17 protein-coding genes and 1 pseudogene are annotated in these 22444 nt (G+C 36.8%); 2 read left to right on the top strand and 16 right to left on the bottom strand.

Translation table 11 applies throughout. From position 1 onward, the window contains the following. Nucleotides 1-45: 45 nt before the first annotated feature. Together PATL70BA_RS12060 and PATL70BA_RS16645 are read right to left on the bottom strand one after the other, a co-directional pair. Nucleotides 46-1359, bottom strand: a complete 1314-nt coding sequence (locus PATL70BA_RS12060) for an MATE family efflux transporter (protein ID WP_125137594.1) — start codon at nucleotides 1357-1359, stop codon at nucleotides 46-48. Between the two features lie 236 nt (nucleotides 1360-1595). Next, on the bottom strand, nucleotides 1596-1748 hold the full coding sequence (locus PATL70BA_RS16645; RefSeq protein WP_243116024.1) for a hypothetical protein: 153 nt from the start codon (nucleotides 1746-1748) through the stop codon (nucleotides 1596-1598). Between PATL70BA_RS16645 and PATL70BA_RS12055 the strand changes: the two are divergent. Further along, nucleotides 1683-2793: pseudogene (locus PATL70BA_RS12055) on the top strand (IS110 family RNA-guided transposase). The gene PATL70BA_RS16645 and the pseudogene PATL70BA_RS12055 overlap by 66 nt on opposite strands. Before the next feature lie 338 nt (nucleotides 2794-3131). Here PATL70BA_RS12055 and PATL70BA_RS12050 read toward each other — a convergent pair. Further along, nucleotides 3132-4004: an ROK family protein gene (locus tag PATL70BA_RS12050; protein WP_125137593.1), complete on the bottom strand. Its 873-nt coding sequence runs from the start codon at nucleotides 4002-4004 to the stop codon at nucleotides 3132-3134. 137 nt (nucleotides 4005-4141) lie between these two features. Between PATL70BA_RS12050 and PATL70BA_RS12045 the strand changes: the two genes are divergently transcribed. Continuing rightward, a complete protein-coding gene (locus PATL70BA_RS12045) occupies nucleotides 4142-5494 on the top strand; it encodes an MATE family efflux transporter (RefSeq protein ID WP_125137592.1) in 1353 nt (450 codons plus the stop codon). A 104-nt stretch (nucleotides 5495-5598) separates the two neighbouring features. Here the strand turns inward: PATL70BA_RS12045 and PATL70BA_RS12040 are convergent, their stop codons facing one another. From PATL70BA_RS12040 to PATL70BA_RS11980, 13 genes are all read right to left on the bottom strand, one after another. Beyond that, complete coding sequence (locus tag PATL70BA_RS12040) at nucleotides 5599-7305, bottom strand: methyl-accepting chemotaxis protein (protein ID WP_125137591.1); 1707 nt, start codon at nucleotides 7303-7305, stop codon at nucleotides 5599-5601. 17 nt (nucleotides 7306-7322) lie between these two features. After that, the gene (locus PATL70BA_RS12035; RefSeq protein ID WP_125137590.1) at nucleotides 7323-8501 is read right to left on the bottom strand and encodes a sugar ABC transporter permease; all 1179 of its coding nucleotides are present in this window, start codon (nucleotides 8499-8501) and stop codon (nucleotides 7323-7325) included. Nucleotides 8502-8513: 12 nt separating this feature from the next. Then, nucleotides 8514-10031 (bottom strand): sugar ABC transporter ATP-binding protein, encoded by a 1518-nt coding sequence (locus PATL70BA_RS12030; protein WP_125137589.1) that lies wholly within the window; start codon nucleotides 10029-10031, stop codon nucleotides 8514-8516. 206 nt (nucleotides 10032-10237) lie between these two features. Then, nucleotides 10238-11398, bottom strand: coding sequence for a sugar ABC transporter substrate-binding protein (locus tag PATL70BA_RS12025; protein WP_125137588.1), 1161 nt, complete (start codon nucleotides 11396-11398; stop codon nucleotides 10238-10240). Nucleotides 11399-11558: 160 nt separating this feature from the next. Further along, nucleotides 11559-12605 (bottom strand): substrate-binding domain-containing protein, encoded by a 1047-nt coding sequence (locus PATL70BA_RS12020; RefSeq protein ID WP_125137587.1) that lies wholly within the window; start codon nucleotides 12603-12605, stop codon nucleotides 11559-11561. Nucleotides 12606-12617: 12 nt separating this feature from the next. Continuing rightward, a complete protein-coding gene (locus tag PATL70BA_RS12015) occupies nucleotides 12618-14207 on the bottom strand; it encodes a response regulator transcription factor (RefSeq protein WP_125137586.1) in 1590 nt (529 codons plus the stop codon). A gap of 4 nt (nucleotides 14208-14211) precedes the next feature. Then, nucleotides 14212-15687 (bottom strand): sensor histidine kinase, encoded by a 1476-nt coding sequence (locus tag PATL70BA_RS12010; protein WP_125137585.1) that lies wholly within the window; start codon nucleotides 15685-15687, stop codon nucleotides 14212-14214. Then, nucleotides 15671-16705, bottom strand: coding sequence for a sugar ABC transporter substrate-binding protein (locus tag PATL70BA_RS12005; RefSeq protein WP_125137584.1), 1035 nt, complete (start codon nucleotides 16703-16705; stop codon nucleotides 15671-15673). Before PATL70BA_RS12005 ends, PATL70BA_RS12010 begins: the two co-directional genes overlap by 17 nt. A gap of 157 nt (nucleotides 16706-16862) precedes the next feature. Then, a complete protein-coding gene (locus tag PATL70BA_RS12000) occupies nucleotides 16863-17675 on the bottom strand; it encodes a tryptophan-rich sensory protein (RefSeq protein ID WP_125137583.1) in 813 nt (270 codons plus the stop codon). Between the two features lie 134 nt (nucleotides 17676-17809). Next, nucleotides 17810-18538 (bottom strand): ABC transporter ATP-binding protein, encoded by a 729-nt coding sequence (locus tag PATL70BA_RS11995; RefSeq protein WP_125137582.1) that lies wholly within the window; start codon nucleotides 18536-18538, stop codon nucleotides 17810-17812. Then, complete coding sequence (locus tag PATL70BA_RS11990; protein ID WP_243115918.1) at nucleotides 18535-19278, bottom strand: ABC transporter permease; 744 nt, start codon at nucleotides 19276-19278, stop codon at nucleotides 18535-18537. The genes PATL70BA_RS11995 and PATL70BA_RS11990 overlap by 4 nt, the downstream gene beginning before the upstream one ends. Then, nucleotides 19268-20326, bottom strand: coding sequence for an ABC transporter substrate-binding protein (locus PATL70BA_RS11985; protein WP_172596230.1), 1059 nt, complete (start codon nucleotides 20324-20326; stop codon nucleotides 19268-19270). Before PATL70BA_RS11985 ends, PATL70BA_RS11990 begins: the two co-directional genes overlap by 11 nt. After that, nucleotides 20323-22362 carry an LTA synthase family protein gene (locus PATL70BA_RS11980; RefSeq protein ID WP_172596229.1) on the bottom strand — a complete coding sequence of 680 codons (2040 nt, stop codon included), beginning with the start codon at nucleotides 22360-22362 and terminating at the stop codon, nucleotides 20323-20325. Before PATL70BA_RS11980 ends, PATL70BA_RS11985 begins: the two co-directional genes overlap by 4 nt. Nucleotides 22363-22444: the final 82 nt, after the last annotated feature.

Here is a 22444-nt window from a genome sequence, read left to right as displayed (position 1 = left end):
ATTATAGCATTATTCGTATAAAGCGTAAAGTGGCCTTTAATACCCTTAAGGTGCTAATGATTTTCTTCTAACCTTCTTAAAGTATAACGTCATAAGAAGTACTAATATTTCTGTTATGATGAATGCGAACCACACACCATTCATATGCCATATTCTACTCATTATGATAACTAAAGGAACGATGATCAGGAATCCACGAGATATTGAAATTCTTAATGCATCTTTTATTTTCTCTGTTGCACTTAACAACATCGTTATTACAATGTTGATCCCCGCAAAGAAAAATCCCATAAAATAGATTTTCAACCCACTTTCCGCCATCTGTGCAACTTGAAGGTTGTTTTCACTATTAAATATTCCTATGATTGACTCTGAATATACGAAGAGTAAAATAAACATCATGTTTGCTATAGCAACAGCTGTCAGCAATGCGTATTTTGATACTTTTTTCACCATGGCATATTCCTTAATGCCAAAGTATTTGCTAACTAATGGTTGAGTGCCTTGGGCTAAACCTGAAAATATGGCTATGGCTACGAGCGCTAAATTAGCAACAATACCATAGGCTGCCACTCCCAAATTACCTTCAATGTCTAGAATAATTATATTAAACGTTATTAAGGTAACCGCAGAAGAAACCTCAATAATTAAAGAGGATAAACCTAAACCAAATATGTCAAAAATAGACGACCACACCATCTTGACCTTAAGAAAAATAAGCTTGCTTGTCTTCTTAATGAAATGAAACTGCAAAATGAAAATACTTATGATTGGCGCTAAACCTGTTGCTAAAGCAGCTCCGAACATGCCCATGTTCAGTGGAAACATAAATAAATAATCTAAAGCAATATTAGAAAAACTTCCAATCAGCATAGCAATCATGGATAATTTAGGATTGTTGTCGTTACGTATAAAGGCAATCATGACATTATTTGTAATAAAGAAAGGTGCAAAAATAAGTACTGTGCTTAAATATGTTTTTATTAAAGGCAGGGTCAAAGCGTCGGCGCCTAGGATCAATGCTAAGTTTTTCCCTCCAAATAGTCCCACAAACGCTAAAATGACCCCCATCAGTATACCTATTTTTATGGCTGTCGTAAAAATGATGTTTGAATTCTCCGCTTTGTTCTGTGATTGTAAAATACAAAACCTAGTCGCACCTCCAATACCGATCATCAATCCAATCCCATGGATCATACTATAAATGGATATAGAAATATTTAGTGACGCAATCCCTATTGAACCTAAAGCTTTGGATACAAAATAAGTATCTGCCAGAATATAACAAGAAAGACCCATCATACCCAGTATATTTAAACTCACATATTTTCCAAAATTTCTTAGCAATGATTTTTCCATACTATTTCTTGTATGATATTTATAGAAGTAAATATCACACTTTCCTTTCTTTTTTATTCGTGACTATAATACATTCAGATACTGTGGTACCTTTGATTTTTTTCTGTAGCACAGACTACTTAACAGGAGTGTATTGCCGCTACCTTTATCTGAATTGTTTATTAGCTGGATGTGCCATACATTTTGTATAGAGTACTTATCTCATTCAAGTCTACAATGATAATCGCTGGTGGACGTCATGGTATCAATAATTCGAAAGGAGATTTAATCTCATGATCTATCTTGGCATTGATATCGCCAAACTTAACCACTTCGCCGCAGCCATATCTTCTGATGGTGAAGTACTTCTCGAGCCGTTCAAATTTACGAATGACAGTGATGGCTTCCATTTGTTGCTCTCTTCAATTAGTTCCTTTAAAAGAGTGACCTCATCATTGGTCTTGAATCAACAGCTCACTATGGCAACAACCTTATTGAATTTCTTGTATCTAGACACTTTAAGGTTTGTCTCATCAACCCACTTCAGACTTCATCTATGCGAAAAATAACATTCGCAAGACTAAGACTGATAAAGTTGATACCTTTGTTATCGCTAAAACCCTTATGATGCATGATCATCGTTTCCTCACTGTAGAAGACATTGATCTTATGCATTTGAAGAATCTTGGACGTTTCCGTCAGAAGCTGGTTAAAAACCGTACTAGGTTGAAAATTCAGCTAACTTCTTATATGGATCAGGTTTTCCCTGAACTCCAATACTTCTTCAAATCAGGTTTGCATCAGAAAGCCTGTTATCAGCTTCTTAAAGAAGCTCCTACTCCGGATGCTATTGCCTCCATGCATATGACTCATCTTTCAGCTCTTCTTTTAAAAGCCTCCCACGGCCACTTCAAGAAAGAACATGCTAAAGCATTAAGAGTTCTTGCAAGGGAGTCTGTCGGATCCAGCGACAGGTCTTTATCTATTCAAATAACTCATGCTATCGAGCAAATCGAGTTATTAGATAGCCAGTTAAAAACTGTTGAATCGGAAATGCAATCAATTATGCTTTCACTTGATTCACTTATCATGACCATTCCAGGCATTGGATTTGTCAATGGTGGAATGATTCTTGGTGAAATTGGTAACATTAAACGCTTCTCCAATGCTAGCAAAGTTCTAGCTTATGCTGGGTTAGATCCGTCTGTTTATCAGTCTGGAAACTTTGTTGCCAAACGTACACGTATGTCAAAACGAGGATCAAAAACCTTACGTTATGCATTAATTAATGCTGCAAACAATGTTGTTCGTAACAACGACACATTTAAAGCTTATTACGATACTAAAAGAGCTGAAGGCCGAAACCACTACAACACTTTAGGTCACTGTGCCGGTAAGCTTGTCAGGGTCATCTATAAGATGCTTACTGACGAAGTCGAGTTTAATCTCGACTAATTAAAACCCGAATATCATTTGATTTTGAAAACTACCTTATAGGGAGTCTTATTAAAGTTACCCTTTTTTAAGGAATTCGATTAAAAAGAATTTCCAGCTAATTTATACTTGACTTTTCATAGCTGGTCTCCTTTAGCAGAACAAAGAGGCTACGCCCGCTTTGCAAAGCAAATTGTTCCGGCAGAAAAGATTTCCTTGATAGTTTACATAGCATAGGCTTTCCTAGAGAGCAAAAAAAGATGTTTAGACAACATTTCTTCTAAGACCTAACGAAATGCTGCAAAACACCTTTTAAACTTTACCCGGTGGCAAAGATTGGTTGATACATGATTTAATTTTTAATCTAAGGCAATCCCTTTAGCCAAATAAATTGAACCAACCAGCCCTGCTTTTTGTCCAAGTTTAGGGTATTGAATGTATTCTTCTAAGTCACCCTTAATAATTTCATGATCAATATAACCGTTCATATGCTTTTTGAACGCTGTTCTGATTTTGGGGAAAAGATGGGCTTGTTGTGCTACACCACCACCAATTAGAATGATTTCAGGAGATAATATTAGATTATAGGTCATAAGTGCTTGACCAATATAATCCGCAACATGGTCCCAAATCACATGATCTTCACCTAGCTCATGCCCCTTGATGCCAAGTCTTGCTTCAATTGCCGGGCCTGATACAAGACCTTCAAGACAATTGTTATGGGTTGGACAGTTACCTTTAAATACATCTTCTTCTTTTTGTCTAATAAGAATATGTCCCATCTCAGGATGGGTTAAGCCGAACAAGGTCTCGCCTTCCAAGACAAATCCTGCTCCGACACCGGTTCCAATAGTGATATATAAAACACTTCTTTTACCAACAGCATGGCCTTCTTTAAATTCTCCAAGGGCAGCTGCATTGACATCCGTATCAATCTTTATCGGTATGTCAAGTGCTGCGCTGAGTTCTTTATACATGTTAAACCAACGCCATGCCAACTTTGGTGTATTCAATATCTGCCCATAATTTTCTTTATTGGGACTAATCTCTATTGGTCCAAATGCACCTATGCCGATTGCTTTTACAGGGTTTTTTTTGAAAAATTCAATAACTTCTTTCATGGTTTGTTTAGGTTCTAAGGTTGCAACTGTTATTTGATCTACAATGTTCATGTCTTCATCCACAGCCGCACACACAAATTTGGTACCGCCCGCTTCAATTGCTCCGTACATATAAACACCTCTCTTTTTTTTATTATCATTAGTATAGCATAATTATGTCTTCTACTCTAGAAATATATAGTGACTTCAACACATATAGTATGATATACTTTAATGATAATAATTATCATTGATAGGTGTGTGATTTTATGTCTGAAACTGATTTGACTAAAGGTCCAATTTTGGACCATATGAAACGTATAGCCATTCCATCCAGTATTGGACTTTTATTCAATACTTTGTATAATGTTGTGGATACATACTATGCCGGCATGCTAAGTACAGATGCACTTGCTGGATTAACATTGTCTTTTCCCATTTTTTTCATCATTATTGCTCTCAGTTCCGGTATCGGAAGTGGTACAACTGCTCTTTCTTCCATTGCTCTTGGGGAAAATTCACTGGATGATTTTCATAAACTTGCTTACAATGCGCTTCTTTCCGGTATTCTTGTTAGTCTATTTCTAGGCGTAATTGGTTTCATACTTACACCTTTTTTATTTACTGTAACCGGTGCTTCTGGTCCATCTATGGCCTTAGGTATTTCCTATACCCAGACTATTTTCTTTGGTGCAGGCTTTTTTATACTTAGTTTTATACTAAACGGTATCCTTAATGCTCAAGGCGATACTAAAAGTTATCGTAATTTTCTGATTTTCGGTTTTTTTATGAATCTAATCTTAGACCCACTTTTCATATTCGGTTGGTTCGGGATCCCGAAAATGGGTGTAATAGGTATTGCCTTTGCTACCGTAGTGGTACAACTAATAGGTACTGTTTATCTTACATATAGAGTCATTAAGAGTCCCCTTTTCAATTATAAGACTTTCATGAGCGAACGCTTATCATCAACAACCATTATCAGCCTTTTTAAGCAGGGTATGCCTGCCAGCCTTAATATGGCAACCATCGCCATCGGTGTATTTGTCATCAATTATTTCATCCTCTATTTTGACAACGCCACAACAATAGCCGCTTTTGGAGCCGCCGTCCGAGTCGAACAATTGGCTTTACTACCGGCACTGGGACTAAATGTTGCCACTCTAACTATTGCCGGACAAAACTTTGGTGCTAAAAAAATCACACGTATCTATGAAGTCTTAAGCAAGTCTATCTGGATTGGCGTCGCCATTATGGTTAGCGGGGCCGTTATTATCTTCATTTTTGCACCCTATGCCATTAGCATATTTAATGATGACCCCCTTGTAATATCCTCCGGTACGACTTATTTACGTATCGAAGCCTTAGCTCTACCTACATATGTCATACTTAACGCCATCATCTCTGTCTTACAAGGGATTAAAAAGCCAAATTTCGCCGTTTACATCGGACTCTATCGACAGATCCTCATGCCTTTTATCCTCTTCCATCTTCTCGGCACCTATTTTGGTCTTGGTATCTACGGTGTATGGTGGGGTATCGTCATAATTAATTGGACCGCTGTTGCTATTGCTTTCTTCTTTTTCAGACGTATAGCTAATAAAACCATTCCATTAGCTTAATGGAATGGGAGAACTACAAAAGTTCCAATATTTTAGAAACAACTTCTAAAATATTGGAACTTCTTTTTATACTCTCGCTCATCCCTTATACAACTACTCTATGTCTAACACTTAAACACTGACATTTTCTCTCTGAGTGCATCAATAGAATCATTGGACAACTCTTTCGAAGCTCTAATAACCCTTGATTCCTCATTAATACTCACAGACTTCATAGACATATCCGCCAACCCATTTGAACTTTGAGTTATTGCAGCAGCAATCTCATCCATACTGTTGGACAACTCATGTGTTGCCCCATCCACATTATTAAAAGCACTAAAGATATGCTCAAGCTTAGCTTTAAACTGTACAGCATCTGTACTGTACTGCTCGCTAACCCCATACATGTCTCTATAATCTTTCATAACATCTTCTTCAAAGAACGCCATAATCTTCTCAATATCTAATGACATCTCATGAACCGTTTCAACAATGGCATCCGACACTTGCTGAATCTGACTGGCACTTTTACTGGACGTCTCCGCCAACTTTCTAATCTCCGCTGCAACAACTGCAAAACCTTTTCCGGCTTCACCTGCTCTTGCCGCTTCAATAGCCGCATTAAGACTTAGTAGATTGGTCTGTTCACTAATTCCCAAAATAGCTTGTGTTAGCATACCAATCTTTTCAACCTCTTTGGATTTCTCAAGTGACCTGTAGATTTGTCCCTTTGTATTTTCATAAATTTCTTGTGCTCTTTGAATTTTGTTGGTAACCTCTACACCAAGTTCTGATGCACGCTGGTCACTAGCTTGAGCCAACCGAGTACCTTCCTTAATATCTTCAGTAATAATGTTCATACTGGATACGATTTCCTCTATGTGTGCATTAATCTCTTGAGAAGAAGCACTGGTTTGTTGCGTACCTGAAGACAATTGCATTAACGTATCCGTCATGGTCAGTATATCCGAATCTAACGAATGTAACTGTTGCTCTATGGTATTGGAATGCTCAAAGACTTCCTTCGAAGAATGATTCACCGCTTGAACAACTTCACTCAAACTCTCAATAAATGTATTAATGGAATGACCAATCTCCTGGAACTCATTTTTACTCTTCAGTTCGATTCTGGTAGATAAGTCACCGGTCTGAGTAATCCTGCCAAGCTTCGTTAATAACTCCTTCATAGACTTATTAATAGTAAGAGAAAGTCCAAGTGTAAAAATACCGGAGATAGCAACAATCATTACAATGGCTACGAAGGACAATCGTGTGCTCTCTTCTAAAGTATTTTCAAGTTCAACTCTCGTATGCTCTCTTGCCAAATCTACATTGGCCTTAACACTTTCTGCAATTGGAAGGATACTGTCGCTAAAGTTAGTGGTTTCATCTTGATATTCGAGTATGGTAACAAAATAATTAAATTTACTGAGATAATCCTCAATATCCACTTGAATGGCATCTAAATAGCCAATCATAACTTCTGAATCTGTTTGGCTACGCGTAAGCTCAATTAAATCGAAGATGGCAAATATATGACCTTTTACCGTATTAATATATTCATCATCATCATTATCAAGAAAGTTATCCCCTTCTTGGGTTGCTTGCATAAGATTATCTCTTATGTCCGCAATATTTGTGGATATACTATAACTATTTTTAATTGAATTTGTTGAGTTGTTGTACAATATGCCGATACCGATAATCATGATGATTACGAGTGAAAACAGGAGGGGTACCAACACTCTGATGTTAAACATTCTATTGTTATGGCTATTCTTCCTAATCTTCTTTATCTTCTTAATCTTCTTAATTTTTTGCTTCTGCATATGCCTCACCCTATTTTCTAAGCTTGTTTTGCGTGCATATTCCTTGTATAAACGTCAAACACGACCGCTGCAACCAATACCAGTCCACGAATGATATATTGATATGAAACACCTACATTCATAAGGTCCATACCTTTAGTTAGAGATGCCATAACGAGGGCACCAATGATCGACCCTGTTACTTTACCAATACCACCGGATGCTGAAGTACCACCTACAAAGGCACCTGCAATAGCATCTAGTTCAAAGCCCATACCTGCCGTTGGTGTAGCTGATTGAAGCCTAGCTGTAAAAAGTATACCCGATAATCCAGCCAACATACCCATAGAACCAAATACAATATAGGTGATTTTCTTAACACTTACACCGGATAATTCTGCTGCTTCCGGATTACCCCCTACAGCATATATATGCCTTCCAAGAGTTGTATTATTAGTAATAAATGCATATACAGCTACAACAATTGCAACAATAACCGCGGTCCATGAAAGACCTTTAAAGCTTGCTATTTTCCATATAAAAAACATAATAATCGATGAAACAAACACTAGCTTCACTATAAAAATTGGCAATGACGATACATGAAGTCGATAGGATATCTGCTTGATTCTATTCCTTACTTCTAAGACTACAAAAAGAGTAACAATCAATCCTCCAATGATCAGCGTTAGAATATGCATGTCGGGAACATTGGCAATATCCGGTATGTAACCATTACCAATAGCATTGAACTGATCATCTGCAGTAAATATAGTTGCACTGTTGGTCACTCTAATAAGTAATCCTCTAAAAATGGTCATAGCTGCAAGTGTTGCAACAAAGGCCGGTACTTTAAAACCTGCCACCAAGGTACCTGTCCAAAATGCACCTATCAACATACCCATAATAAGAATAATTGGAATTACAATCACTACAGGTAGTCCTACGATTGATGTCAACATAGCCGCTACTGCTCCTAAGAAGCCGGCAATATAACCAATGGACAAGTCAATATGTCTTATAACAATAACTAAGGTAACACCTACAGATAATACCGCGATATAACCGGTCATATCGATTAAGTCCGAGATAACACGGGGTGTCATAAATAAACCGTTGGTTAAGTTGGTGAAAATAATCATAATAAATCCGAGTGCAATGTACATACCATAATCACGTATGTTTTCCTTGATCGCTTTAGTTAAATCATTAAACATTTTATTAGCCTCCTATACAGTCGCCATTTCCATTATTTTTTCTTGGGTTGCTTCTTCTATTGGTAATTCCCCAGTCAAACGTCCCTCAGCCATAACATAAACTCGGTCGCTCATGCCAAGCACTTCCGGCAACTCAGATGAAATCATGATGATACTCAATCCTTTGGTTACAAGTTCGTTCATGATGGTGTATATTTCATATTTGGCGCCGACATCAATACCCCTTGTAGGTTCATCTAATATGAGGACATTCGGTTCTACAAAAAGCCATTTGGAAAGTGCTACTTTTTGTTGATTACCACCACTGAGATTCATTACTTTTTGTTCAATGGAAGGGGTTTTTATGTTCATCGATTCTCTATACTTTTCTGCTATTTCAATTTCTTCATTCTTATTAACGACCATATAATTTGATAATTTACTTAGATTGGCTACGGTGATGTTTTGCTTAATATCTTGTATGAGTATTAAGCCATTACCTTTTCTGTCTTCTGAAACATATGCCAAACCATTATCAATAGCATCCTTAGGTTTTTTCAGACTGACCAATTGATTATTAATCAGAACCTCACCAGAAATGTCATATGACTTTGAATTGCCAAAAATACTAAGGGCAAACTCTGTTCTGCCGGCACCCATCAGCCCTGCAATACCAACAATCTCGCCTTTTCTGACATTGAAATTGGCATCTTTCACAACATGTCTTCCCAACTTACGGTCAAAGGCTGACCAATTTTTCACTTCTAGCTGTACTTCGCCAAAATTCTTTTCTAGTCTTTTTGGGAATATATCATTAATCTCACGACCAACCATATATTTAATGATTTCTTTTTCATTGACTTCGCCTTTGTCAGCTTTTAGAGAGCATATGGTCTTGCCATCTCTTAATACTGTCACTGTATCGGCTATGGCTATAACTTCTTTTAATTTATGTGAAATCATAATTGAAGTTACGCCTTGTTTTTTAAGATCTTTAAGTAACTCCAGTAGATTTTCGCTATCACTTTCATTTAATGCGGCCGTCGGTTCATCTAAAATCAATAATTTAACCTCTTTGCTTAATGCTTTTGCAATCTCAATAAGCTGTTGTACGCCCACACCAAGATCAATAATTTTTGATGCCGGGTGTATTTCTAGTTTGACTTTTTTTAACATTTTGGCTGCTTCCGCTTTTGTATCATGCCAATTTACAATACCTCTTTTTTGAATTTCATGACCTAAAAAGATATTTTCATAAACGGACAAATCTGGAATCAATGCCAATTCTTGATAGATGATTGCGACACCTTTTTTTTCACTGTCACTAATACGTGAAAAATTCTGAACTTCATTGTTAAGGACAATATCACCAGAGTAAGTGCCATAAGGATACACACCACTTAAAACTTTCATAAGGGTTGACTTACCTGCACCATTTTCACCCACTAGGCAATGGATTTCGCCTTCTTCAACTTCAAAGTTAACTTGGTCCAAGGCTTTTACACCCGGAAATTCTTTTGTAATGTTACGCATTTCTAATATATTTGCCATAATAGAGCTCCTATCATTCTTACATGAATCGCTTGGCCACCTGCCGATTTGATTGTTTAACAATCAGCAATTTGGTTGCTTAGCAACCAGCCAATTAGAATCTGTTATGTGTCTCATTCAATAGAATAGTGATAAACCCATGTGGGTCTATCACTATTACTAAATTCATTTTTAAGTCATAATGTTCAATGATTTATGAATGTTTTTTATAGACCTGTGAATTCAGATGCTTCATAGTATCCTGAATCAATAATGGTTTCTTGAACGTTATCTGTTGTAACTGTGATAACTTGAATGTCTTTTGCTGGAACAACAACTGCGCCATTATCATATTCGCCGTTTGTTTCAATAGTTGCGCCTTCAAGTACTTCTGTTGCAGTTGTAATTGCACCTTTAACAAGGTCTCTTACGTCTTTAAGTACTGTCATGCTTTGTTTTCCATCGATTACATATTGAATAGAAGCTGTTTCTGCATCTTGACCAGTAACGTATATTTCTAATCCTTCTTCTCTAGCAAATTGATCATAAATTGCACGAGCTGTTCCGTCGTTTGGTGCTAAGATGAAAGTTTTGCCTGATGGAGGTGCTGCTGTAATGTGTGATTCTGCTTTTGACTTAGCAACTTCTGGTTTCCAGTCTGTTGTGATTTGCTCGATGATTTCGCCCATTTCTTCACGTGTTAATTCTGCTTTGTTCATGTACTCAACAGCTTTTGATGAGTTCTGAACTACAAATGAACCGTCAGCGATTTTAGGTTGAAGCACACCCCAAGCACCTTCAAAGAATAAGAATGCGTTGTTGTCTGTTGCTGCACCTGCATATAGGTATAGGTTTTCGCCTGTTCCGTCTCCTAAGTTATCAACAAGGAATTGTCCTTGAGCTGCACCAACTGAAATAGAGTTGAATGTGATATAATAATCAACTGCATCTGTGTTGGTAACAAGTCTGTCATAGGAAATAACTGTAATACCTTCAGCTTTTGCTTCTTGAACCGCTGCTGCTGCTGCGTCACCATCTTGAGGTGTTATGATGAGTACTTTGATACCTTTAGCGATAAGTGTTTGAACGTTTTGCATTTCACGTCCTGAGTCACCTTGGCTAAATAGAATCTCAACACTATAATCTGTACTGCCTATTGCATCTAAGAATCTTTGTTCGTCTTGTACCCAACGTGGTTCTTCTTTAGTAGGAAGAACAATACCGATGTCAACTGTTCCATCTTCTGATGGTTCTGCTGGTTCTTCAGTTGGTGTTTCTGTAGTTGTGTCTGGTGTTGCTGGAGCTTCCTCAGTTTTCCCACAACCTGATAAAGCCAATAAACTCATAACTAATGTTGCAATTAATAACAATGATACTAGTTTTTTCATAATTATCCTCCATTTAAATATATGAATTGCAGTTACATTTATTATTATATTTAAATATGAACATAATCACCATGGCTACAATACGACAAAATCATGACAAATTTAACATTCTGTTTACATTTATATATTTTATCTAAACTATTTTACGATTAATATAATGCTACTCTCTATAAATGTCTTCTTTGTCGTGAAAACCATCTTTAACAACTGTCTCTAACATGGTCTCCTTGGTCACAGTCATCACATCTAATTTTATATATGGAATATCTTCAATACCATTATTGATGGTCTCATCTTCATGAGGATTTTGACCTTTTGCTAGATCAACCGCTAAGGTTGCTGCGGCTTCTGCTAACTTTTTTATTGGTTTATAGATGGTCACATGTTGGGTGCCTTCTACGATTCTTTGACATGCTGAGATGTCAGCATCATGACCTGCAACAAAGACTGTTCCGGCTTGGCCGGCTTCTGCAAGTGCCCGAATGGCAGCTTCTGCTAATCGATCGTTAGCCCCTATAATAGCATCAATTTGTTCTCCTTGCTCTATAAGCCTAGATATCAAATCATAAGCCGGCTCCTCACGCCAATCTTCAGCCCATATTTCAGCAATAATATCAATCTCTCCATATCCTACATAATCATCTAAGACTGACATATAACCTTCATTAAACATATAAGAATTATTATCTTCAGGTGAACCGTTGATGATGACATAGTTGCCGGTTGGGACTTGTTCAATAAGTGACTCCGCTTGGAGTGCACCCACTTTAACATTGTCAAAAGATATGTAGGCATCAATGTCAACACCCGTAATTAGACGGTCATAAGCAATGACTTTAATACCTGCCTTCCTGGCTTCATCTATTGCTTCTTTGATACCATCTTTTTCATAAGGCACGACGACGATGACATCCACCTCTTGGTCAATGAGCATGCGTATTTGTCTGTTTTGAGTCTCATTATTCTCATTGGCATTATAGACAATAACCTCTGCTCCTAATTCTATTGCTTTGGCCTTAAATATTTCTTGATCCCGTTGCCATCTTTCAATTACTAAGTTATCCGCACAATAGCCAATAACAATCTTGTTATTATCTTTATCTATTTTTTCTATAACAACAACAATTAACCAGATGGCACTAAGGAACAACCCCAATGAAATAACTGTGACCAGCAATAGTCTTGATCTCTTTTTATTCAATTTCATAACACCCCACCTTTATTTAAAATCTGTTGGTGATACACCTACCAGTTTCTTAAACAAACGACTAAAATAGTTTGGATCATTATAGCCAATCTTATAACAAATCTCCTTAACCGAGTAGTTTTTAGTTTTTAACAATTCTTTTGCCACATCCATCCGTTTCTCTCTCACATATTCTACAAAACTAAGGCCAATCTCTTCTTTGAATATTTTACTAAAATACTGTGGACTAATGGCGACTTCTTTTGAAATATCCGTCAAACTCAACTCTTCATTATATCTTGCGTCAATGTACTCTTTAGCCTTTAATACGATTTTGGATATATGTAGGTGACGCTTACTCTGTATCATCTGTGATACATATACCATCTTTCTAAGGCACCAATTTTGGAGTTCAATAACATGTTCAATACGTCTAAGTTCCCCCAAGTATGTTGAATAGCCAACCTCACCTTCGTCTAGATTGTGCCTAAAAGAGCAACTGAGTACCATAACCATCATTTCCGTCATTATATTGGTCATATCCAGTAGTGAACTGCCAAATTTTTTCTCGATTTTATTAAAGAAAACACCCAGTTCTTTAACCAACAGTTCTTCGTTGCCACTTTCTATCAACTGGATAATATGTGTCTCATCACCTTTTATATCTACATAAGTATACTCACCATCATTCGGTTCACGTTCCAGTATGTCATTAATATGCAAGCTTGGGTCACCACTAATCCGGTTGAGGGTATGAAAGGCTTCCTCAAGTGAATTCTTAATCTTATCTAATTTGTAGCAGGAACCAATCCCTATATGAATTTTTACATCAATCCATTCATTAATGGCTGTTTGTATACTCTCTGCGAGTTTTATCGCTTTTACCCTCTGTTCGTATTCTTTTTCAAACTGGTCCTCATAAATCATAATGGTTATTCTGTTGATAATCATTGGGCCTATGATACACTTACACTTATATTTGATGATGCTTTGTACTTTCGGATAAAAGGACTGGGTTCTTACGCCTGTTCCTATGACATTCTGACTTCCTTCTCCTTCTTCTGTAAATTCCAGGACCATGATATAGGCCAATTCTTTATTAATTTCAAACAAGTCTCGGTACTTGTATAATTCATCTCTATAATCTGTGTTCATAAGTATAGAATAGATAAAACCATGTTCTAGAACAGGTATGACTTTCTCCAACTTTTCCCTATTTTCAATTTCACGTTTCTTTTGCTGCCTTTCTTCTTCAATCTCTGACATGATTTTAATCAAAACCTGTTTTAGATTGTCAAAGCTTACCGGTTTCAGAATGTAATCGCTGACACCAAGTTCTACGGCTTGCTTAGCATATTCAAACTGCTCGTAAGCAGAGATAATGACAAATTTGGTGTTATGGTGACGCTTTTTGATATTGGTAATCGCTTCAATACCATTGATACCCGGCATCTTGATATCCATCAGGACAATATCCGGTACCACTGTCATCGTAGCTTCAATGGCCTCTCTTCCAGAATTCACTTTCGCAACAACTTCTATATTATCAAATAAATCCTTAACCATGAACTCAATGCCATCTACAACAATCTGCTCATCGTCTGCTATCATTAACTTAAACATCTCATCACTCCTTAGTATGGGGAATCTTCATAATAATTTTAACCCCCGCTCCTTTTTCACATTCGATTTTAAATAGGTCGGACTGATGAAAGAATAACTCCAAACGGTCACGTACATTTCTAATACCGATTCCAAATTTGGTATAGGCGTAGTCTTCTCTTTCTTTGTTTAGAATCTGATCGGCTACATGTGCCGTCATACCTTTGCCTGTGTCTTTTACAGTAATGAAAGTAGCATCCCATTCATCAACCACGTTTATGGTTATCGTTCCACCTTCTTCTAACCCACTTAATCCATGGACATAAGCATTCTCGACCAATGGCTGGAGAATAAGTGGCGGTACTTTCATGCCTAAAGCTTTGGAGTCAATGTTAAATTGAAAGCGTATACGATCGCCAAACCTTACCTTCAGCAACTCATAATAGTCTTTGATGTTCTTTATTTCTTCCTCTAGCGTGCAACTTGAATCCATCTTTTGGATGTTATAACGAAATAAGCTGGCCATGGTTTGAAAAAACTGACTGGTTTTTGTGGCTCTTTCCATAATAGACATCTGAACACCGGCGTTAATGGTATTAAATAAAAAATGAGGGTTGATTTGAGACTGTAATGCATAGAGTTTAGCATTATCCAATAAATGTTCCATTTTTATATTTTTGAGTTGCTCATCTTTTAACTTTGCCTCAGTCTCAGCATTCTTCTTGATCTCACCAATATAACTTTTGATGCTATTTTTCATATGGTTAAATGCGGTTGCTAGCAACAAGAACTCATCCTCGGATTCTACTACTATATCCTCAGTATCAAAGTTCCCAAGTGCGATCTCTTCTGCAGCATGTGATAGATGACTAAAAGGTTTTACCATTCTTGATGTGATTAGATAGACAATCATTAAAGACAAACCGATGAGTACAATGACAATCATATAGGTTATATTCTGAAGTATCATGATTTGTCTCACCAACTGCGTATAAGTTACTGAATTTCGATTGAGTTGTTTATTATTCAATTGGTCAATATAATCCGCTATAAAACCTTTTATAGTGACACTTTTTTGATAGTGTTCATAATATTTAATAACATTTCTTTGTCGCTTATAAGCAATGGCTTCATCCCCTTCAATGATATAGGCATCTACCAAGTTTACAATGTTTTTCAACATCATATCTTCTGCATTAAAGGTCATCTCGTATGCATCTTCAACCAATAGTTCAAGTTTTTCGCTATTAATAATATAGTCATTGAGCCTCGTTGAGCTTTTTGAACTTAAAAAACCAAGCAAGTCCTCATCGAGTTCCGTCATGAGATTCCCTACTTCTGAAAGATAGATATGTTTTTCAAACATGGTTTCAATTTGACCTTGGTAACGTTCCATAATTGTTAAAGAATAAATACTTAGTACCGTCATTAGAAATATAATACTCAAAGTATAGACAATCATGTTATTTCTTATGGAACTGAATTTATTGATTTTCGTCATAGGCTTCACTCTTTTCAGTCATATAGGCGGCAATATTTTCTTCATCAATTACTTGAAGGGCTGTATTGATGTAGCTTGGTACATAACTGTTTGTCTTATACTCATAAAAAACTTTCAATGCTTCCTTCCCAATATCTTTATAATCTGTTACGACTGCACTTTCAATGATTTTTCCTCTTTCAATATAACCTAAAATCTCATCATCATCACCATAACCCACAAGAGCAATGCGGTTGACCAAGTTATTATCTACCAATACTTGAACCACGCCAAGTGTATTCTCAGCATTGGTGCAAAAAATCCCGTTAATATCCGGGTGATTTCTCGTGATTTCAGTCGCCAAAATCTCGGCATTTAAAAGGCCTTGTTTGGTATATCTTACCAGTTCAAGACTAAGACCTGGATAATCTCTTAATGCATCTGTAATCCCTAGTAATAATAGGTCCTGTTGTTGATTGCTCAGCTTCTGGTAGTTTTGTTGCTCGATGACAGCTATTTTCCCTACACCATCCGTTGCCTTTGCAAGTGCTCCACCTGCTTCAAGGCCTATTTTATATCGATTGACACCAACATAACTAACTCTGTCAGTTTGCGGCAAATCTTCATTCAACGTAATCACAGCAATCCCCAGACTCATGAGCTCATCTATTTTGTTTATGATTCTAGGATTATCAAAAGCATGAACAATAACACCATCTACTTTTGCATAAATCGCTAGATCCATCATATTTAACACTTCATCTTCAACATTTTCTCCTTCAAACATGATGATTTCAACAGCAATCTTATAGTCCTCACTGGATTGTTTCAAACCTTCTCTGAAAGATTGGTCATAGGTCTGATTAGATTTATCTAAGATAACCATAACGTGATACTCTGCCGGCAACATCGATTCCCACAAGTATTCGCCCTTTGTCGCTTCTGCAATACTATTAGAAAGATATAGGCCCATTCCTAAAAGAAACAGGAGAATCATGGACAATATAAGAATTGTCATAAAAGTGATTCTTTTATTCATGGTTTCGCTCCTTTGTTTATTCTTATTCTATTTTACATGGGTTTCATGATGATTTAGAACTAATTGTATAGACAATCTTATTAGATGATAGCATTTTTTTAATATTACTTTGGTCTTCACATATTAAGTAATGAAGCATTCATGCGATTTTATACTTTTAGACTTGATTGTGATGGCGCTTCTTTGTTAATTTATAGCGTAAAACTAGAAACTCGGCAAATACCACCATCAGGATGACGACTATGGTCGAAACGATGACACTGAGATAGTCACCCTTATACCCTTCCGGTGACAGATGTTTGATTAGAATACCCATATAAGCCCATACAATAACAAAACCATAAGCCATATCTCTAAAACGTATAAGCGTCATTATCCCTATGATACCACCGACAAACAAAATGATATTTGTCCAGAAAGATTCCGGAAGACTAAATCCCATCCATTGTATCGATACCAAATAAGTGGTCACATTTGCTATCGTTGCGACTGTTATCCATCCAAAATAAATGCTAAAAGGTAATCTAACCCAAAGTTTTTGAGTAAGATTTAAGGTATATTTTTCAATTCTTGTACGGATTGCTATGAGTGTTAGTAAAAGAATCAACATTAAAAATAAGGTGATGCCTATATGGTCATAATGCCACATAAAAATCCAAGTTGTATTTGTAATAGAAGATATAGAAAAAAGAATGCCAATCTCGTAGAGCATTTTTTTATTATAGTTATCCGGCGTCTTTATTGCTACCATTTGATAGACTACGTGGCCAAGTAATAATAAGTAAATCAATCCCCATATGGTAAAGGTAATGCCAGCAGGTGCAAACAAGTTGCTATATCGTTCTGATACAGCACCTGTATTAACGCCGTTAATCGGCAAAATATTAGCTAGAGCGTTGGTCGCCACCATGATTATATAAGTTATAACAGTAACCAGAACCATCCACGCATGTTTGGAAATATTCATCATAATCAACCTCCTCCACCCTACCCTTAATATATTATACTATGGTTAAAGTGTCAAACTTATAGTTGAACTTTCACTAGAATCTATAGTTATGAATGTATCAACGTAATCTATAGATTTTAGTGATTTAGTGAAACTTAGTTTGATGGTTGTGTCAAACTTGTCGTCTGGTTAGATAGTTTGATTTTGTAATCCATTAGAAGCTCAGGATGGTCTTTTCTAAGTTCATGAGGTATCTGAATATTAATTTTCTCTACAAGTCGCATAGGTGGTCCGTCAAAAATGTATATATCATCGGCTATATATAGAGCATCATCAATATCATGGGTGATAAAATAAGTATACGGTTTATGAAGGGTCCAGTACTTATAAATGGCATCCATTAGGTTTTGTTTTAACTTTAAATGCAATCCTTTAAAAGGTTCATCCATGGCCAACACCTCGCCTTCATAGGCGAAAGCTCTTGCTATTGATACCCTTTGGCGCATCCCACCACTAAGTTCACTGGGAAAATACTTCGCGAAATCATTGAGCTCAACTAACGAAAGACTGGCTTTTACTTGTCTTTCAATACTTCCCTGATCCTTAAGGTCTTGTAAGACCAGTGCTACATTTTCCTCAACCGTCATCCATGGTAATAATCTTTCTTCTTGAAATATATAAGAAAAACGTATGTCCTTAGGTATGATAATTTCGCCTGAATCCGGCTTCAAAATACCTGCCATCACATGCATCAATGTGGTTTTACCACAACCTGAAGGGCCGAAAAAGCAATGAATTCGACTTTTATCCAGTTCCAAACTGAAATCTTGTAATACATTCAGATTCCCATAAGATTTATGTATGTTTTTTATTGATAAAATCATGATGTTTTCCTACTTTCTTTTGTCCATAAAGTAAAAAAGCTCTCAAACATAAAGCTTAATACAATCACCACGATGGTCCATGCAAAAAGCAGGGGTGTATCCAGATAAGCTTTAGCACTATGAAGATTACTACCTATCGCATATTGGGGGTGGCTAAGTACCTCTGCCGCTACACTCACCTTCCACCCAAGACCCAATGCCATAATAACCCCAGTTGTAAAAAGGGGCTTAATATGTGGCAAGTAGATTTTTCTAATGATGACAGCTCTTTTCAGCTGATAGACTTTCGCCATTTCAATAAGCTTAATATCTATATTCCGGATACCAGCAACCACATTGGTCCATATGATCGGAAAACACATTAAGAAACCTATAAAAATAGGCACATTCGTTGATTTAAACCATATTAATGCAATGATAATAAATGATATAACAGGTGTCGCTTTAATGGCTTTGACAATTGGATTGATAAAATCATATAACCATCCATTCAAACCACATGCAACACCCATGAAAACACCAAATATAAGTGAAAGAAAAAGACCTGCCAATACCCGGTATATGGATGCAGCAATGATCTGCCAAAATCTAATATCTACAACTAAGCCAAGTAAGGCCTTAATAACACTCATCACGGATGGCACATATAAGGCACGGTCAACGACCTTATATGTAAGATGCCAAAGCGCTAACCATAACAAACCAATCCCAAGTCTTTTGATCCATCTTCTACTTCTCATAATAAAAAGCATCATCTGCCAATTTCCCGCCGATTGAATTCGGTTCAAAATCATAAAGCACCTTAAAGTATGCATCTAAAAAGGGTCTTGCTTCATCAACATCAATGTACACAATATTTGAAAAAGGTATGGCTTTTTGGGCAATAGCTGCACTTGGCAATATACCCATCGTTTCAACCAACTGGGCTGATTCCTCAATATTTTCATTTACATAGACCACAGATGCCTCGTATTCTTCTAAAAATAAGTTAAGCGTCTCTTGGTTGGTCTTAGCGAAGGCAGTCTGTGCCACAAGAACACCCATTGCCAATTGATTGCCTACATTGGCTTCTTCCCACACTTTGGTCATATCCACTGCAATCCTTAGTTCGGGATTCTTCATCATCGCCGTGGTTACATGGGGCTGAGGCAATAGACCAATAGCAACATCGCCTTCCGCCATAGCTGCCGCCAAGTCTGCATGCTGAAGATTGTATGCTAATGTCACATCTTGATTTATAACCAAACCGGCTTTTTCTAGTAAAAACTGTAGAATGAAATCAGGTGAAGCACCTTTACCACTTACATAAACTGTTTTATCCTTAAGATCACTGATCTCATGAATCTCGTTTCCGTTTTCTAGTAAAGACAGTACACCCAGAGTGTTAACAGCGGCAACCATTACCTCACCTTCCGTCTTATTGTATAGTAAGAGTGCAACATTTGTTGGTACAGCAGCAACATCCACTTCCCCGCTGATAATCTTGCTCACCAGTTCATCAGGACTATCTAGTACTTCAAAGGTATAGTTAAGGGTTGTTTCTCCTTTTTCAGATTGTTCCATTAGTCTTACCATACCCATACCAGTTGGCCCCTTAAGGGTTCCCACTCTAACAACCGCCTTAATCGGCTGAGCTTCTTCCTGGATGATTGATTCACTTTCTTCATTCATACTATCCTCATTTGGATTTACCGTTATGGCTTCTTGTGACTTTTGACATGCTGAGATTAGAAGCATCATACACACTATACCAAATAAAACCTTATATACCTTTAGTTTCTTTCTCATTTTGTTCTCCTTATCTGTCGATTGAAGCGCCATGCTTTTGTTTGGCTTAAGACCTGCTTATTGTCGCTTTGTTGCACAACACAAAGTTCATCCTCTTCAATATGTTCTCTTTTCTCAATAATTAATGTATGAGCATCAATATATGTCGTATCTATTTCCTTCTCGTTTATATAGACTTTACTCCAAGGTGTGAATCCATAACCTTCGACATGAATTTGATCTCCAAATTCTTTGACTTTACTTATACCAATACTTGAAAATCCCATTTTTAAGGTTTTTGGAACATAAGGTTCTTTATTGTTGTACACAAATTTTTCACCATACAACATATCATATTGAAGCTTTACCAGTGCCTCTTGATAACTCGGACTGTTGCTGTAATTTTGATGCAACTTCGTTAACAATCCCTGATCTATGTCGGACTGTTCTAATACATATGAACCTAGCTGATAGGTTACTAAATCTTTTTTTCCTTCGGTTGACCGATCATTACGCCAAATAACATATTCTGTTTGATAACGGTTATGATGATCCAAATCTTCATTCTTAATATCAAAACTTGGTAAATGATCACCATAAAGCACCAACATCACCGGTTCTTCAAAGGTACTTAAGGTGTCCACCAACGCCCCTACAAACTGGTCAACTTCATACAATTGATTGATATAATACTCATAGGCTACTTTTTTTTCTTCTTCCATATACGATTGTATATAAATGTTTTGATTATCATCAACCGGAGTTTCCGGATACTTGCCATGAGCTTGTACGGATATAGCAAATACAAAGTCTCTTTGGCTAGTAGACGTCATCGCTTTTAGTATCTCCGTTGTTAAATGCTTGTCTTTAGCCCAACCAATAGGTGAATAGGTCATTTCATCCATATACTCAATTGAACTAAAACCATCAAAACCAAGATTGGAAAACACTTTATCCCTGTCATAAAATGTTGCTGTATTATTATGAATTGCATGACTCTTGTAGTCCAATTCTGCCAAGTTGTAAGGTATAGACTCGCTTTGCGATTCTTGAAGAATGGTTTTATAAGGATATTCACCTGCCCCGAAATAATCCAAACTCATACCCGTAAGAACTTCAAATTCTGTATTAGCAGTTCCGGCTCCGATAGAGGGAACTGTCAAAAATCCCGATGCAAATTCTTTTTTCAATTTGGTGAAATTGGGAACTGGATTTGCAGAAAATCGCATTGTGTTTAAGTGGTTGACATCAAAAAATGATTCAAGCTGAACCATAATAATATTTGGCTTTACCTGATCTGTGTTCAAATTTTGGGTCTCATTTAACCTGCCAAGTATTTCGTCCATACTTGTCTCATCATAACCTGCCGGCTTCTTAATCCCTCTATCAACAACACTTGTAGAAAAACAGTATGCAAACCCGTAGTCCTCATAAGCATCCGCAAGGTTACCAAAATCACCTGAGAAAGCAACCTTCTCAGAAGCAAAGTTAGGCATCGTAAACATTAACCCCATAAGCACCCCTGCTGTTATAATCGCTTTTCTATAATAAACTTGCTTTTTGGGCAGTTTCTTCCATGCCATACCAATAGCCAACAACGCTGAAACCAGAGCAATCCCAATGATAACAATCTGGAAGTTGCTCAAATAAATATGTACGATACTCGCAACAGACTTAAGTATATGAAAGTCAATTGCAGCTAAAGGTGTTGTTCTAAATCCTAATACCACATAATTACCGACGCCCAAACTAATCCATAAAACAGATATTAGTACTAAGAAAAAGTCTTTTTTTCTTAGCAACTCGGCTAATGACAAGGTGAACAACACGATAAGCGCATTGTAAAAGAACATGCCTGGATTACGAAAGGCATAGCCTAGCCCATCCATAAATGAACGTCGACTTAATATTTCCAGAAGCAGTGTGATGCCTATTGCCGATCCTGCAACATACGCAATAGGCCAGCCTTTGACGTCATTGATTTTGGCTTTGGTTGGTGTATTGGAACGATCTATAACTGATTTTATATATGATTTAACTTTAATGAACATACTCATGCCCTTTTCCTCTTCCTCATGATAAATATTTAACATTTAAATATAAAAAACTCTCGCCTTATAACATATTATACCACTCTAA

Source organism: Petrocella atlantisensis, from assembly GCF_900538275.1.
GTDB classification, from domain to species: domain Bacteria; phylum Bacillota; class Clostridia; order Lachnospirales; family Vallitaleaceae; genus Petrocella; species Petrocella atlantisensis.
This window is presented reverse-complemented; position numbering and strand designations above follow the sequence as displayed.